General features: G+C 59.3%; 13 protein-coding genes, 2 pseudogenes and 1 other annotated feature. Of the genes and pseudogenes, 10 read left to right on the plus strand and 5 right to left on the minus strand.

The features are described from left to right. Positions 1-47: 47 nt before the first annotated feature. Positions 48-923 carry a PHP domain-containing protein gene (locus D781_RS11600; protein WP_015672520.1) on the minus strand — a complete coding sequence of 292 codons (876 nt, stop codon included), beginning with the start codon at positions 921-923 and terminating at the stop codon, positions 48-50. A 248-nt stretch (positions 924-1,171) separates the two neighbouring features. Further along, positions 1,172-1,274, plus strand: a sequence feature (Trp leader region). Positions 1,275-1,302: 28 nt separating this feature from the next. Between D781_RS11600 and D781_RS11605 the strand changes: the two genes are divergently transcribed. The 6 genes and pseudogenes from D781_RS11605 (at position 1,303) to D781_RS11635 (ending at position 8,350) form a co-directional block, all read left to right on the plus strand. Beyond that, a complete protein-coding gene (locus D781_RS11605; protein ID WP_015672521.1) occupies positions 1,303-2,859 on the plus strand; it encodes an anthranilate synthase component 1 in 1,557 nt (518 codons plus the stop codon). Beyond that, positions 2,859-4,456 (plus strand): annotated as a pseudogene (gene trpD, locus D781_RS24135) (bifunctional anthranilate synthase glutamate amidotransferase component TrpG/anthranilate phosphoribosyltransferase TrpD). Before D781_RS11605 ends, trpD begins: the two are co-directional and overlap by 1 nt. Positions 4,457-4,459: 3 nt before the next feature. Next, a complete protein-coding gene (gene trpCF / locus D781_RS11620) occupies positions 4,460-5,821 on the plus strand; it encodes a bifunctional indole-3-glycerol-phosphate synthase TrpC/phosphoribosylanthranilate isomerase TrpF (RefSeq protein ID WP_015672524.1) in 1,362 nt (453 codons plus the stop codon). Positions 5,822-5,866: 45 nt separating this feature from the next. Further along, positions 5,867-7,057: a tryptophan synthase subunit beta gene (trpB, locus tag D781_RS11625; protein WP_015672525.1), complete on the plus strand. Its 1,191-nt coding sequence runs from the start codon at positions 5,867-5,869 to the stop codon at positions 7,055-7,057. Continuing rightward, positions 7,057-7,863 (plus strand): tryptophan synthase subunit alpha, encoded by an 807-nt coding sequence (trpA, locus tag D781_RS11630; protein ID WP_015672526.1) that lies wholly within the window; start codon positions 7,057-7,059, stop codon positions 7,861-7,863. Before trpB ends, trpA begins: the two co-directional genes overlap by 1 nt. Before the next feature lie 172 nt (positions 7,864-8,035). Then, a complete protein-coding gene (locus D781_RS11635) occupies positions 8,036-8,350 on the plus strand; it encodes a BON domain-containing protein (RefSeq protein WP_015672527.1) in 315 nt (104 codons plus the stop codon). Between the two features lie 53 nt (positions 8,351-8,403). Here D781_RS11635 and ompW read toward each other — a convergent pair whose 3' ends face one another. Continuing rightward, positions 8,404-9,060 (minus strand): outer membrane protein OmpW, encoded by a 657-nt coding sequence (ompW, locus tag D781_RS11640; RefSeq protein ID WP_041412123.1) that lies wholly within the window; start codon positions 9,058-9,060, stop codon positions 8,404-8,406. A gap of 288 nt (positions 9,061-9,348) precedes the next feature. Here ompW and D781_RS11645 point away from each other — a divergent pair, with 288 nt between their 5' ends. After that, positions 9,349-9,789, plus strand: a complete 441-nt coding sequence (locus tag D781_RS11645) for a YkgJ family cysteine cluster protein (RefSeq protein ID WP_015672529.1) — start codon at positions 9,349-9,351, stop codon at positions 9,787-9,789. A 31-nt stretch (positions 9,790-9,820) separates the two neighbouring features. Continuing rightward, entirely contained in the window at positions 9,821-10,573 is a 753-nt protein-coding gene (locus tag D781_RS11650) for a YciC family protein (RefSeq protein ID WP_015672530.1), read from the plus strand. A 15-nt stretch (positions 10,574-10,588) separates the two neighbouring features. On the opposite strand, the pseudogene D781_RS11655 reads toward D781_RS11650, so the two are convergent. Continuing rightward, a pseudogene (locus D781_RS11655) lies at positions 10,589-11,834 on the minus strand (IS3 family transposase). Between the two features lie 374 nt (positions 11,835-12,208). Here D781_RS11655 and D781_RS11665 point away from each other — a divergent pair. Continuing rightward, positions 12,209-12,748, plus strand: coding sequence for a septation protein A (locus D781_RS11665; RefSeq protein WP_015672531.1), 540 nt, complete (start codon positions 12,209-12,211; stop codon positions 12,746-12,748). Positions 12,749-12,824: 76 nt separating this feature from the next. Further along, entirely contained in the window at positions 12,825-13,256 is a 432-nt protein-coding gene (yciA, locus tag D781_RS11670) for an acyl-CoA thioester hydrolase YciA (RefSeq protein ID WP_015672532.1), read from the plus strand. A 70-nt stretch (positions 13,257-13,326) separates the two neighbouring features. Here the strand turns inward: yciA and tonB are convergent, their stop codons facing one another. Further along, entirely contained in the window at positions 13,327-14,079 is a 753-nt protein-coding gene (gene tonB / locus D781_RS11675) for a TonB system transport protein TonB (RefSeq protein WP_015672533.1), read from the minus strand. A gap of 290 nt (positions 14,080-14,369) precedes the next feature. Beyond that, on the minus strand, positions 14,370-16,046 hold the full coding sequence (locus D781_RS11680; RefSeq protein WP_015672534.1) for a 2-isopropylmalate synthase: 1,677 nt from the start codon (positions 16,044-16,046) through the stop codon (positions 14,370-14,372). Between the last annotated feature and the right edge of the window lie 264 nt (positions 16,047-16,310).

Genomic DNA, 16,310 nt, shown 5'->3' on the forward strand with positions numbered 1-16,310 from the left:
GCGGACGCCGCCGCCCGCACTCATGCCTGATGCGTCAGGCTAACCAATCATTGCCGCGCCGGCAGCCAGTCGCGCCACACCGGCTCAACGCCGGCGGGCAGCCACAGCTTGCGCCCCAGTTCAATCCACGAGCAGGGCCGGTGAAAATCCGAGCCCTGCGACGCCAACAGCTGAAAATCCCGGGCGTACTGCGCCAGCTGCGTGCGTTCGTTCGGCGCCTGCTGACACTGTGCGACCTCCATCGCATCACCACCGTGCTCGGCAAAATACGCCAGCAGGCGTTTTAGCCATTTCGCCGTTAAATCATAGCGGCCGGGGTGGGCGACCACCGCCTGTCCGCCGGATTGATGAATCACATCAATAGCTTGTTCTATTGTACACCACCGTGGCGGAACGTAGCCGGTTTTCCCCTTGGCCAGATATTTTTTAAACACCTGGCCGATATTGTCAGCGGCGCCGACCTCCACCAGATAGCGGGCAAAGTGTCCGCGCGTCACCGCCCCGCCGTCTGCCAGCCGCTGCGCGCCTTCGAAGGCGCCGTCAATACGCGCCTTGGCCAGACGTACGCCGATCTCCTGCGCGCGCTGCTGGCGCCGTGCAATCTGCTCCGCCAACAGCTGCACCATCGCCGGATGGGCCGGATCGATGCCCAGACCGACGATATGGATCTCGTGATTTTCCCACAGGGTGGAGATCTCCACGCCGTTGACCAGCTGCAGCGGCAGCGCATGCTGGGCAATGGCCGCCGCAGCCGCCGCCAGCCCGTCGGTGGTGTCGTGGTCGGTAATCGCCAGTACCCCGACGCGCATTTCCGCCGCCCGCAGCACCAGCTGCGCTGGCGTGCAGGAACCGTCTGAGGCGGTGGTATGGCTATGAAGATCGTACAGGGTAAAGGCGGAGGATGGCGATGTGCTGTCAGTCAAAAGAAATATCCTGCAATGGCTTAGCTTTTTATCATAACCGCTAATGCCACCCGGACGGAAATCTATTCTCCCGCCCCGACGGTGCGGTTGGCTGAAAATAATTCACCACGCGGATAAAAACATTCCCCGTTAAAAGGGGTTGACATCGCCAGCACGAACCAGTTAACTAGTACACAAGTTCACGGCAATCCCCGTGTTGGATGATAATTAGCGAGAATACGACAATGAACAAACCGCAGCTCTCTCTTCTTCGTTGGTGGCGTACCTCCCTTTCGCGGGCGGTGTAATCACGCATACCTGTCATCCGACAATGCAGATTCTCCAGGCCCGCCGTTATGCGGGCTTTTTTTTGGACAAGATTTAACGGGAAGTACAGTCAATGAGCAAACCACAACTGACATTACTCAAGGCGCAGGCCAGCTACCGGGGCGACCCCACCACCCTGTTCCACCAACTGTGCGGCGCCCGGCCGGCTACGCTGCTGCTGGAGTCGGCGGAAATTGAAAGCAAACAGGATCTGCAGAGCCTGCTGGTGATCGACAGCGCGCTGCGCATTACCGCGCTGGGACGCCAGGTCAGCCTGCAGGCGCTGACCGCCAACGGCGCCGCGCTGCTGCCGCTGCTGGATGAGGCGCTGCCGGACGAGGTGCAGATTGCGGTGCGCCCCTACGGCCGTGAACTGACCTTCCCGCCGATTGATGCGGTGCAGGATGAAGACGCGCGTCTGCGTTCGCTGTCGGTATTCGACGCGCTGCGCACGCTGCTCAAGCTGGTCGACTCCCCGGCCGACGAACGCGAGGCGATGATGCTGGGCGGCCTGTTCGCCTACGATCTGGTGGCCGGTTTTGAAGATCTGCCGCAGCTGCGCCAGGACCAGCGCTGCCCGGACTTCTGCTTCTATCTGGCGGAAACGCTGCTGGTGCTGGATCACCAGCACGGCGTCGCCCGCCTGCAGGCCAGCGTATTCACCGGCGACGATGCTGAGCAGCAGCGTCTGCAACAGCGTCTGCAGCAGGTACAGCAGCAGCTGAAGCAAACGCCGCAGCCGATCCCGCATCAGACGCTGGAAACGATGCAGCTAAGCTGCAACCAGAGCGATGAACAGTACGGCGCGGTGGTCAGCGAGATGCAGCAGGCGATCCGCCACGGGGAAATCTTCCAGGTGGTGCCGTCGCGCCGCTTCTCTCTGCCTTGTCCGGCGCCGCTCGCCGCCTACCAGACGCTGAAGGACAACAACCCCAGCCCGTATATGTTCTATATGCAGGACAACGACTTCACGCTGTTCGGCGCTTCGCCGGAGAGCGCGCTGAAATATGACGCGAGCAACCGGCAGATAGAAATTTACCCGATTGCCGGCACCCGCCCGCGCGGCCGCAGAAAAGACGGCTCGCTGGATCGGGATCTCGACAGCCGCATTGAACTGGAGATGCGCACCGACCATAAAGAGCTGGCGGAGCACCTGATGCTGGTCGATCTGGCGCGCAACGATCTGGCGCGCATCTGCCAGGCCGGCAGCCGCTACGTGGCCGATTTGACCAAAGTGGACCGCTACTCCTTCGTGATGCACCTGGTGTCGCGGGTAGTGGGTACGCTGCGTCAGGATCTGGACGTGCTGCACGCCTATCAGGCCTGCATGAATATGGGCACGCTGAGCGGTGCGCCGAAGGTGCGCGCCATGCAGCTGATTGCCGACAGTGAAGGCAGCCGCCGCGGCAGCTACGGCGGTGCGGTGGGCTACTTCACCGCTACCGGCGATCTGGATACCTGCATCGTCATTCGTTCCGCCTATGTGGAGGACGGCATCGCCACCGTGCAGGCCGGCGCCGGCGTGGTGCTCGATTCCGTTCCGCAGGCGGAAGCCGACGAAACCCGCAACAAAGCACGCGCCGTGCTGCGCGCCATCGCCACCGCGCATCATGCCAAGGAGGTGTTCTGATGGCCGATATCTTACTGCTCGACAACGTCGACTCATTTACCTACAACCTGGTGGACCAGCTGCGCGCCAGCGGTCATCAGGTGGTGATTTACCGCAATCAGATCGCCGCCGAGGTGATTATCGACCGGCTGAATCAGCTGGAACAGCCGGTGCTGATGCTGTCGCCGGGGCCTGGCGCACCGGCCGACGCCGGCTGTATGCCGGAACTGCTGCAGCGCCTGCGCGGCCGGCTGCCGATTATCGGTATCTGTCTGGGGCATCAGGCGATCGTGGAGGCCTACGGCGGCCACGTTGGTCAGGCCGGCGAGATCCTGCACGGCAAAGCCTCGGCCATTCGCCACGACGATGACGCGATGTTTGCCGGCATGGCAAACCCGCTGCCGGTCGCGCGCTACCATTCGCTGGTGGGCAGCAATATCCCCACCGCCCTGACGGTCAACGCCCAATTTGGCGATATGGTGATGGCGGTGCGGCACGACGCCGATCGCGTCTGCGGCTTCCAGTTTCACCCGGAATCGATCTTAACTACCGATGGTGCGCGCCTGCTGGAACAAACGCTGACCTGGGCGTTGGCGCAGCCGCCAAGGGGGGCAGAATAATGCAGCCTATTCTTGAAAAACTGTACCGCGCCGAATCGCTGAACCAGCAGGAAAGTCAGCAGTTGTTCAGCGCCATCGTGCGCGGCGAACTGGAAGCCAGCCAGCTGGCCGCCGCGCTAATCAGCATGAAGGTGCGCGGCGAGCAGCCAGCGGAAATTGCCGGCGCGGCCAAGGCGCTGCTGGCGGATGCCGAGCCGTTCCCACGCCCGGATTACCCGTTTGCCGATATCGTCGGCACCGGCGGCGACGGCACCAACAGCATCAATATCTCCACCGCCAGCGCCTTTGTCGCGGCGGCGTGCGGCGCCCGGGTGGCCAAACACGGCAACCGCAGCGTCTCCAGCCGTTCGGGCTCTTCCGATCTGTTGGCGGCCTTCGGCATCCGTCTGGATCTGCCGGCCGAACAGGCGCGGCAGGCGCTGGATGATTTGGGCGTCTGTTTTCTGTTCGCCCCGCAGTACCACACCGGGTTCCGCCACGCGATGCCGGTGCGTCAGCAGCTGAAAACCCGCACGGTGTTCAACGTGCTGGGGCCGCTGATTAACCCGGCGCGGCCGCCGCTGGCGCTGATCGGCGTTTACAGCCCCGAACTGGTATTGCCGATCGCTGAAACGCTGCGAGTGCTGGGCTATCAGCGCGCCGCCGTGGTGCACGGCGGCGGCATGGACGAAGTGGCGATCCACACCAGCACGCAGGTAGCGGAACTGAATAACGGCGACATCACCACCTATACCCTGACGCCGGAATCGTTCGGCCTGTCGAGCTACCCGCTGGAGGCGCTGCTGGGCGGTACGCCGGAAGAAAACCGTGACATTCTGGCGCGGTTGTTACAAGGTAAAGGCGAGCCTGCTCACGCCGCAGCAGTCGCGGCTAACGTCGCGTTACTGCTGAAATTGTTCGGACAGGAAGATCTGCGCCAAAACGCGCAGCAGGCATTAGCGATGATTGACAGCGGCCAAGCCTATGAGCGCGTGATCGCGCTGGCAGCAAGAGGATAAATGATGCAGGAAACCGTGCTCAACAAGATTGTTCGTGATAAGGCGCACTGGGTCGCAGCACGACAGCAACAGCAGCCGCTGGACAGCTTTCAGCACCAGCTGACGCCCAGCAAACGCAGTTTTTATCATGCGCTGCAAGGCACCAGAACGGCGTTTATTCTCGAATGCAAGAAAGCCTCGCCCTCCAAGGGGCTGATTCGGGAAGATTTTAATCCGGCGGAGATCGCCGGCGTGTATAAAGAGTACGCCTCGGCCATTTCCGTACTGACCGATGAAAAGTACTTCCAGGGCAGCTTTGACTTCCTGCCGCTGGTCAGCAACGCCGTCAGCCAGCCGGTATTGTGCAAAGACTTTATCATCGATCCGTACCAGATTTACCTGGCGCGCCACTATCAGGCCGACGCCATTTTGCTGATGCTTTCAGTGCTCAGCGACGAGCAGTACCGCCAGCTGGCGGCCGTCGCGCACAGCCTGGAGATGGGCGTGCTGACCGAAGTGATCAGCGAGGAAGAGCTGCAGCGGGCGATTGCGCTCGGCGCCAAGGTGGTCGGCATCAACAACCGCGATCTGCGCGACCTGAGTATCGACCTGGACCGCACCCGCACGCTGGCGCCGCAGGTGCCGCACGGCGTCACGGTGATCAGCGAATCCGGCATCAATAACTACGGCCAGATCCGCGAGCTCAGCCGCTTTGCCAACGGTTTTCTGATCGGCAGCGCGCTGATGTCTGAGCCGGATCTGCACGCGGCGGTGCGCCGCGTGATCCTCGGCGACAATAAAGTCTGCGGCCTGACCCGTCCGCAGGACGCCGCTGCGGCCTATCAGGCCGGCGCCAACTATGGCGGGCTGATTTTTGTCGGCCGCTCACCGCGTTATGTGGACATCAGCCGCGCGCGCGAAGTGATCGCCGGCGCGCCGCTGAAATACGTCGGCGTGTTCTGCGACGCACAGGTCGACACCGTGGTGCAGACCGTTGAACGCCTGGGCCTGCGCGCCGTACAGCTGCACGGCGCCGAAGATCAGGACTATATCAGCGCCCTGCGCGCACGCCTGCCCGCCGGCTGCCAGATCTGGAAAGCCCTGAGCGTCAAAACGCAGGTGCCGGCGCGCAATCTGCAGCACGTCGACCGTTACCTGCTGGATAACGGCGCCGGCGGCACCGGCCAGCGCTTCGACTGGAGCGTACTGCACGGCGAAACGCTGGATAACGTGCTGCTGGCCGGCGGCCTGAGCGCCGACAACTGTATCGAAGCCGCACAGCTCGGCTGCGCCGGTCTGGATTTCAATTCCGGGGTAGAGAGCGAACCCGGCATCAAAGACGCACAGCGCCTGAGTGCCGTCTTCCAGACTCTGCGCGCGTATTGAACGACAGACATTTTTAACGAATTAACGCATAGGACGGGAATCTCCATGACGCTGCTTAACCCCTACTTTGGTGAATTTGGCGGAATGTACGTGCCGCAAATTCTGATGCCGGCTTTGATCCAACTGGAAGAAGCCTTTGTCAGCGCCCAGCGCGATCCAGAGTTTCAGGCCGAATTTATCGACCTGCTGAAAAACTACGCCGGGCGCCCTACCGCGCTGACGCTGTGTAAAAACCTGACCGCCGGCACTAACACCAAACTGTATCTGAAACGTGAAGACCTGCTGCACGGCGGCGCCCACAAAACCAACCAGGTGCTGGGACAGGCGCTGCTGGCGAAACGCATGGGCAAGACCGAAATTATCGCCGAAACCGGCGCCGGCCAGCACGGCGTGGCGTCGGCGCTGGCCAGCGCGCTGCTGGGACTGAAGTGCCGGGTTTATATGGGCGCCAAAGACGTTGAGCGCCAGTCGCCGAACGTCTTCCGCATGCGGCTGATGGGCGCCGAGGTGATTCCGGTGCACAGCGGCTCCGCCACGCTGAAAGACGCCTGTAACGAAGCGCTACGCGACTGGTCCGCCAGCTATGATAAGGCGCACTACATGTTAGGCACCGCCGCCGGCCCGCATCCCTATCCGACCATCGTCCGCGAATTCCAGCGCATGATCGGCGAAGAGACCAAGGCCCAGGTGCAGGAACGCGAAGGTCGCCTGCCGGATGCGGTATTGGCCTGCGTCGGCGGCGGCTCCAACGCCATCGGCATGTTCGCTGATTTTATCGATGAAACCAGCGTCAAACTGATCGGCGTAGAACCTGCCGGGCTGGGTATCGAAACCGGCCAGCACGGCGCACCGCTGAAACACGGCCACGTCGGCATCTACTTTGGCATGAAGTCGCCGATGATGCAGACCGCGGAAGGCCAGATCGAAGAGTCCTATTCGATCTCCGCCGGGCTGGACTTCCCGTCCGTCGGGCCGCAGCACGCCCATCTGAACAGTATCGGCCGGGCGGACTATGTCTCCGTCACCGATGACGAAGCGCTGGAGGCCTTTAAGGCGCTCTCGCGCCACGAAGGCATCATCCCGGCGCTGGAATCCTCCCACGCGCTGGCGCACGCCTTGAAAATGATCCGTGAAACGCCGCAGAAAGAGCAAATTCTGGTGGTGAACCTATCCGGCCGCGGAGATAAAGACATATTTACCGTTCACGATATTCTGAAAGCACGGGGAGAAATGTGATGGAACGTTATCAGCAACTGTTCAAACGCCTGGCAAGCCGGCAGGAAGGCGCCTTCGTGCCGTTTGTCACGCTGGGCGACCCCAACCCGACGCTGTCGCTGCAGATTATCGATACGCTGATTGAAAACGGCGCGGACGCGCTGGAGCTGGGCATACCCTTCTCCGATCCGCTGGCGGACGGCCCGACGATTCAGAACGCCACGCTGCGCGCCTTTGCTGCCGGCGTGACACCAAGCCAGTGCTTTGAGATGCTGGCGGTCATCCGGCAGAAGCACCCCGATATTCCTATCGGCCTGCTGATGTACGCCAACCTGGTGTTCCATAAGGGCATTGATAATTTTTATCAGCGCTGCGCCGACGTCGGCGTGGATTCGGTGCTGGTGGCCGACGTGCCGTTTGAAGAGTCCGCGCCGTTCCGCGCCGCCGCGCTGCGTCACGATATTGCGCCGATCTTTATTTGCCCGCCGAACGCCAATGACGATCTGCTGCGGGAGATTTCGTCGCACGGCCGCGGTTACACCTATCTGCTGTCCCGCGCCGGTGTCACCGGCACCGAAAGCCGCGCCCAGCAGCCGCTGAGCCACCTGGTCAATACGCTGCGTGAATACCATGCTGCACCTGCGCTGCAGGGGTTTGGTATTTCGGAGCCGTCTCAGGTGCGTGACGCCTTGCAGGCTGGCGCCGCCGGGGCGATTTCCGGCTCCGCCATCGTGAAAATCATTGAACAGCATCAGCAACAGCCGGCAGAGATGCTTGCCAGGCTGGGCAAGTTCGTCAGTGAGATGAAGGCCGCCACCCGCGGCTAAGCCCTGACTTTACCGGGTGCGCCCCACGCGCCCGGTATATTTAAGAATAACCTCACTATATTTCCCGTTATCTGATTGACTAATCCGCCCGTTGTTTCACACTTGTGATGTCTGCTCCCCGCAGACCAAGATAATCTGTGGTAAAAAAAATAACATGGCATGGAGAGTAACTATGAAGCTATTTAAAACCCTTGCAGCTCTGTGTATGGCCGGCGTAGTGGCGCTGGCGGTAACGGCCTGCGCGCCGACGGCGAAATCAGAAGGAACGGGCGGCTATATTGACGACACGGTCATCACCACCAAGGTGAAGTCGGCGCTGCTGGCGGATAAAAATATCAAATCGCGGGAGATCGGCGTGGAAACCTTTAAAGGACGCGTACAGCTAAGCGGTTTTGTCAGCTCCAGCGCAGACGCCGACCGTGCGGTGCAGGTTACCCGCGGCGTCGCCGGCGTGAAATCGGTAGAAAACGTGATGCAGTTGAAGTAAACGCTAAGGAGGCGCTGCAGGGCGCCTCCCCATCAGAAGACATCGGTTTTGGCTTAGAAGCGGTAACCGGCGCCGAACATAAACACCCAAGGATCCAGGCGCGTATCGATGCTGTGATTGCCGCCGTCCGCATCGTTAAAGCGCACTTTGGTTTCGATGTTCATCCACCACACTGACATGTTCAGCATCCAGTGCTCATCCAGGTTATAGTCCAGACCGGCCTGCGCGGCGACGCCCCAGGAATCTTTCAGACTCAGGTTGCTCAGCCCGGTGTCCTTGCCTTTCTGATTGAATTTCTCATCAAAGAAGGTGGTGTAGTTGACGCCCACGCCCATGTAAGGACGCAGTTTGTCTTGGCGATCGCCAAAGTAATATTGCGCCATCAGCGTCGGCGGCAGGTGATGCACCGTGGCGATATCGCCGCTGACCGCCTGGCCGCTGAGCGACACCTTATGACGGAACGGGGTTGCCGCGAGTAATTCAACGCCGATATTGTCCGTCACCATATAGCCGAAAGTCAGCCCGAGCTGGGTATTGTTGCTGGCGCTGAACGACCCCTGACCCAGCACGTCATCCGAACCGGTGGTCGGACGCACCGTCGCCGCACCGGCGCGCAGCAGGAAATCCCCGGCCTGATGCGCACTTGCCGCCATTGGCACCATTGGCGCAACCATCGCCGCCAATACCACTGCTAAAGTAGTCTTCTTCATCATTATCCATTCCATATGTGTGGTTTCTAGCCCTGCCGAATATACCTATTACAAGGTATTTTTGATCGCACGGAGATCACATCTTATGTGTAAAAATATTAATTCGCACAAAAATCAGGGTTAGCTAAGCGATTAATAAATCTAGAATTGATCTAGGTCAAAAAAGGCCATTTGTTGCGAAAAATGTAAACACGTGAAATTTCAGTTGCGGAAACAGATGGCGCTGAGTAATTTTTCCGCTCCCTGTTGGTTTTGGTTGGTGGCCGTTAGGAGATGGTGGCAATCAAGATGAGCGAAATTCTCAATCCCTGTGTAAGTTGTGGCGCGTGCTGCGCCTATTTTCGCGTGTCGTTTTATTGGGCTGAAGGCGATGACGGCGGCGGCATAGTGCCAAGTGCGCTTACCGAGCCGTTAACTCCGTTCCTGCGCTGTATGCAGGGGACCAACAGCAAGTCCCCGCGCTGCACCGCGCTCGACGGTGAAATCGGCCGGGCCGTATCCTGTTCTATTTATCTGAACCGGCCGACGCCGTGCCGCGAGTTTGACGCCTCCGGCGAAAACGGCCTGCGTAATGAGGCCTGTGACCGCGCACGCGAACGCTACGGCCTGCCGCCGCTGCCCGTTGCCCTGCCGCTTACGCTGCCGGAGACGATAATCGCTGAAGAAATCAGCGCCATAGCGCTTGCGGGGTGCCACAGCGAGCCGGAACAAGGTACAATCCACCACTGATTATCTCTGTTCCCGACGTCAAGGAGTCTGCATGTCTATCACGGCTAACACTGTGTACCGTGACAGTTTTAACTTTTTCCGCAACCAGCTGGCCACAATCCTGCTGCTGTCGCTGCTGACCGCGTTTATTTCGATCGTGCTCGATCAGGCATTCCAGCCCGACGCCGAGCAGCTCAAGATACTGGACGCCGCGTTTTCAGAGCTCTCCTCATCCGCCGGGATGGGGCTGCAGGAGTTTGTGGCGCAGATGACCCCGGAACAGCAAGTGGTGATGCTGAAGAAATCAGCGGCCGCCACCTTTGCCGCGCTGGTGGGGAATCTGCTGTTGGTCGGCGGGATGCTGACGCTGATCCGCCTGGTTTCTCAGGGTCAGCCGGTCAGCGCGCTGCGGGCGATTGGCGCTTCCGCGCCGGAGCTGCCGCGCCTGCTGCTGCTGCTGTTTATCTGTACCCTGCTGATTCAGCTCGGCCTGACGCTGTTTGTCGTGCCCGGGGTGATTATCGCCATCGCCTTTTCGCTGGCGCCGGTGATCTGCTCTGCGGATAAGCAAGGGGTGTTCGCCTCACTGCGTCAGAGCGCCAAGCTGGCCTTTGCCAACGCCCGGCTGATCGTACCGGCCATGATGCTGTGGCTGGCGGCCAAGCTGCTGGTGTTGCTGCTGGTCAGCCACCTCTCGGCGCTGGTGCCAAGCGTCGCCGGCGTGGTGCTGACCGCGTTGAGCAACCTGGTGACCGCGCTGCTGCTGGTGTACCTGTTCCGTCTGTATATGCTGCTGCGCCACTGATCGCCGCGTCAGTGACTAGTCCTGATATAGGTTGACACTTTTCAGCCGGATAACGCCCGATGAACCTCATCGGGCGTTTTGTATTTCAGCGACAGGTGCGGCCGCTGTGTGTTGTAGATGTTCACCGACTCCCTGACCATCTTTTTTGCCTGTACGATGTCTTCTGGCCTGCCGAGCAGATATTCCGTTTTAAGTATCCCATTTACCCGTTCCGCCAGCGCATTCTGGTAACAGTCATACCCGTCCGTCATCGAGCAAGTGACACCATACCTTTGATGTAACGCCTGATATTCCTGCGAACAGTACTGGATACCCCTATCCGAGTGGTGCACCAGCGGCAACGTCGTGCGTCTGCCGGCCAGCGCCATTTTGAACGCGCAGGCGACGTGTCGGGTATGCAGACTGTCATGTACATGATACCCCACGATTTTTCTCGACCAGGCATCCGTTATCAGGCTGACATACGCCGTTCCCGTCCTCAGCGGCAGGTAGGTGATATCCGCCACCCACACCTGTTCCGGACGGCTGGCTATTACTTGATTGTCTCCTGCTTTCAGCAGGTTGGGATGGCGATAAAAACGATGATGGCTGTGCGTCGTCTTGTGATATGCCCGTTTAGGCATCACCAGTAACCGCGCGCAGCGCAGGATACTGAACAGCCGGTCGCGGCCCACATGCAACGCCGGTTCCGGGCGTTGCCGCAACAGGTGATGCAACTTACGCGTCCCCAGTCGGGGCTGATGCAAGCGGATAGCCGTTACCTGTGCGACGAGATGCCGGGCCTGCTCCTCTCTGCCTGCCTCTCGCTGCAGAGACTGATACCACGCTTGTCGGCTGATGCCCATCCATCGGCAGGCCCGCGTTACTGTGAGTCCCGGTACTTGTGTTTGCGCGATAAGGCGGTTAACTGCTTTTTTGTCAGCGTAGCACCAAAGTCGGTATTCATCACTTTGACGACGGCTTCGAAGAACTGGGCTTTGACTTCAGATTCAGCCAGTTGCTGCTCAAGTTCTTTAATTCGCTGTTCGGGCGTCAGGGGAAGTTTGGGCATGTTGCCTCCGCACTTTTGGGGGGAAGGAGAAGTCCGCCAGTCAAGTTGACCGTATTTGCGCAGCCAGTTCATGACGGTTGCGTTGCCTTGGATACCATAACGGTCTGCGGCCTGACGACAAGTCATTTCACCTTTTTCGACCTGTTCGACAACGGCTAACTTAAAGGATAGAGAGTAATCGCGTTGTGTGCGTTTAACATACTGGTTCATCACATTTTCCTCTGTACGTGAGTAAAATGTGTCAACGTTATTTAGGACGGGTCACAGCAAACAATCAAGGGCACGCTTCAGCGTGCCCTTTTATTTTCCCGGTTCGTCGCGCGCCAATAGGTGACAGCGTCACTAAATAACGCCCTGCTTATCCGGCCGCGCTGGCGCTGACCGCTTTCCATGGTAAATTATTAACGGACGCTATTGCGTCGGGTGGGTAACATGGCCGGAACGCACGTTGGTAATGTTATGCAAATTCTTGCCCGGATAGCGGAAATCCGCGGACAAAACGCCGATAATCAGCACCCCCCGGCGGTACACAGATCCGGCCGAATCCGGTATAGTCGGCCGACGAACAGATGATGGATTGATTTATGAAGCAGTTTCTTGATTTTCTCCCGTTAATTGTCTTTTTTGCGTTTTATAAGCTCTACGATATTTACGTCGCTTCCGGCGCGCTGATCGTGGCGACCGCGCTGGCGTTGGTGTTCACCTGGGTGAAATACCGCAAGGTAGAAAAAATGACGCTGATCACTTTCCTGATGGTGGCAGTCTTCGGCACGCTGACGCTGGTGTTCCACAGCGATCTGTTTATCAAATGGAAAGTCACGGTGATTTACGCGCTGTTCGCCATCGCGCTGCTGGTCAGCCAGCTGGTGCTGAAAAAACCGCTGATCCAGCGGATGCTGGGTAAAGAGCTGACGCTGCCGGATCGCATCTGGAGCAATCTCAATCTGGCCTGGGCGCTGTTCTTCCTCGCCTGCGGGCTGGCCAATATCTACGTGGCCTTCTGGCTGCCGCAGAGCGTATGGGTCAACTTTAAAGTCTTTGGCCTAACCGCGCTGACGCTGGTGTTCACCCTGCTGAGCGGCGTCTATATTTATAAGCATATGCCGGAAGAACAGAAAAAATAGTTACAAAATTGTTAATGCCCGTGGCGACAACTGCGGGCAGTATAATGTGATCCAATTCTCAAAAAAATAAACGACTATGACACAACAACAACGACCATTACCCAGCGGGGAGCTGGTGCTCCGTACGCTGGCCATGCCGGCGGATACTAACGCCAACGGCGATATTTTTGGCGGCTGGCTGATGTCGCAGATGGATATCGGCGGCGCGATTCAGGCCAAAGAGATCGCCGAAGGCCGCGTCGTAACGGTGCGCGTCGACGGCATGACGTTTCTTAAGCCGGTCGCCGTCGGTGATGTGGTGTGCTGCTATGCTCACTGTATCCGTACCGGGCGCAGCTCGATTACCATCAATGTTGAAGTGTGGGTGAAGAAGGTGTCCACCTCACCGATTGGCCAACGCTATCGCGCCACCGAGGCGCTGTTTACCTATGTGGCGGTGGATGATGAAGGCAACCCGCGCGCGCTGCCGGACGGCAAGATGAACTTTCGCGTCGGTTTTGAAGAGTAAGCCGCAGCCACTGCAGAAACAACAAGGGTCGCTCTAGAGCGACCCTTTTTCTTTGTCGGCGCGTCCGCTATCAATTCAGCGAGGCGGTGCCGTCCAGCTTGAACTGAATATTAACGATACGGTCTTTCGCGGCTTTTGGCTCATAGCGCCACTTACGCATCGCCTGCTTCACCTCGCGCTCAAACATATTGCGCGGCTGGGCCGACAAAATGCGTACGTTGCTGATGCGGCCATCGCTGTCAACGTCAAACTGCACCCTGACCTTGCCTTCAATCTGCAGCGCCTGGGCGCGCGGCGGGTAGGACGGCGCAACGCGGCTGAGCGGCTTCGGCCCGGTATCGGTTGAATGCCCCTGCACCGGCGCGGACGGCGCCTGCTTCACCGGCGCTTTATCAACCGGCTTGGACGGCGCATCATTTTCAAACGGCGAAGGCTGACGCGGCTCGACTTTTTTCGGTTCGCGCTTAACCGTTTTTTCCACCTTCGGCTTAGGTTTTGGCTTAGGCTTCGGTTTCGGCTTCACCGGTTCCGGCTTGGGAATCGCTTTTGGCACCGGCGGCGGTTCCGGGATCGGTTCTGGCTCCGGTTCCGGCTCCACCTGCGGCTCGGGCTCCGGCTCGGCGGGCGCCGGCGGCGGCGGTTCCGCCAGCGCGGCGGTATTGACCATCATGACGCTGATTGGCGCATCCTCAGGTTTAGGCGGCATCACCACTTCCTTAACGGAAGCATAGAGTAAAGCGGCCACCAGGGCGCTGTGTAAGCCAACGGAGAGGACAATCGGCACTGACAAACGGCGAATTGGGAACATCTTTTTTAGCAGCATAATGGTTCAGTTTCCTCTGATTCGCCAAGTTTAAATGCAAATAGCAATCATATTCAATAACGAACGGCAAACTATCGCTGTAATCGGCATGATTCGCCTCTTCCGCTGCCAAAAACGCCAAATGCTTAACCCGCCGTTAGCCTTTCTGTGCCGCCGTTACACGTTTTTTTAACCTGTTGTTCTCCTGTCGGGCACAAAAAAGCCCTGCGTATCAATCACGCAAGGCTTGAGATGCTATGCAAGCACGATGTTTACCGTATGCAAAAAGATGCCACGCGATGGGAGGCCTGTCAGTCAGCCGCGTCATCCATCGTCGAGAACCGGGCCGCCGCGCTCAACACCGCCAGTACCGAAGCCGTTACTATGTTCCCGTGCCGGCCCACGCCAAAACGCGCGCCTGGCACGCCGGGCATCGCCGCCTCCACAATCGCCAACGCCGTCGCATCGGACCCCGCGCCCAGGCTGCGCTCCTCATAACTGTCGATGCGTAACGACTGGCCCAACGCCGCCACCGTCGCGGCAATCGGGCCGTTGCCTATCCCCTCGATGCTCCTGATGTTGCCATCCGCATCCGCCATCTCCAGCGTGATGCCTTGCCCGTGTGCATGTTCGAACAGGCGATGGCCGCGATAGATGAAGCCGGAGCGTTCCCGCACCGGGCTCAGGTAAGTGCGTTCGAACAGCGCCCAAATTTGCTCGCTGGTCAGCTCCGTTTCGCTGGCGTCGGCCAAGGCCTGGACGATAGCGCTGAACTCCACCTGCATGCGACGCGGCATGGTGATACCGTGGTCGCGCTGCAGTAAAAACGCGATACCGCCCTTTCCTGACTGGCTATTGACGCGCACGATGCTGTCATAGGTGCGGCCCAGGTCTTTGGGGTCAATCGGCAGATAAGGCACGCGCCAAAGCGCATCCCCCTTTTGCGCACTCAGCCCCTTGGCGATAGCATCCTGATGCGAGCCGGAGAACGCCGTAAATACCAGATCGCCGACATACGGATGTCGCGGGTGAATAGGCAGCGCGGTACACTCCTCCGCCACGCGGGCAATCGCCGCGATGTCGGAAAAATCCAATCCAGGCGCGATGCCCTGCGTATACAGATTCAGCGCCAGCGTCACCACATCGACGTTGCCACTGCGCTCGCCATTGCCAAACAGGCAACCTTCAACCCGTTGCGCGCCGGCCAGCATCGCCAGTTCCGCGCAGGCCACACCGGTTCCCCGATCATTGTGCGGATGTACGGACAGCACGAGGTGCTCGCGCCGTTCCAGCCGCCGGTGCATCCATTCAATCTGGTCGGCGAAGACGTTGGGCGTAGCGACTTCGACCGTGCTCGGCAGGTTGACAATCATCGGCCGCTGCGGCCCGGCATCCCAGGCGCGAATGGCGGCGTTGCAGACGGCCAGTGAAACATCCAGCTCGGCCATGCAGAACGTTTCAGGCGAGTATTGCAAGACCCATTCGGTTTCCGGGTGAGCGGCCGTCAGTTGCCTGAACAGCGCAATGTGGCGTTCTACCATGTCGATAATCTGCGGCACGCTCATGCCGAACACAATCTCGCGCCAGGCGGGAGCGATGGCATTGTAGAAATGCACAATCACCCGCCGTGCGCCTGCCACGCTGCGCACCGTCTCTGCAATCAGATCGTCACGCAGCTGCGTCATCACCATCGGGGTCACGTCGGCGGGAATCTGGTCTGCGTCAATCAGATGGCGCACAATCTCGAAATCAGTGCGCGAAGCGGCGGGGAAACCCACTTCAATCTCTTTGAAGCCGATTTGCACCAGTTTATGGAACAGGCGCAGCTTGCGCTCGCGATTCATCGGTTCGAACAGCGCCTGGTTGCCGTCGCGCAAATCGGTGGACAGCCAGATCGGGGCCTGCGTCAGGGTACGCGATGGCCATTGACGATCGGCAATAGCGATCGGTGGGATGGGACGATATTTCTGGGAAGGATCGGTCAGCATAAAAATACTCCTGGGGAATCGTTAGCACCCGATTCCCCTGGCTCGGAACAAGCTGACGGTGGTCGGGGTCAGGGGGAATCAGGATGGGTCATGGCGCGAACGGGCGCGCGCAGACCCCGACCGGGAGCCAGAGTAAGTAGCCGTTGCCAAAGCCCAAGTGTGCACATCATTGAATAGCCCCAGTAGATCGTCTGCCTTCGATATTAGGCTTGCGCCTGGCGTCCATCTACATAAAAATAGACATATTCTTTATTTATTTGGACA

The organism is Serratia sp. FGI94, from assembly GCF_000330865.1.
In the GTDB taxonomy this organism is placed as follows: Bacteria; Pseudomonadota; Gammaproteobacteria; order Enterobacterales; family Enterobacteriaceae; genus Serratia_B; species Serratia_B rubidaea.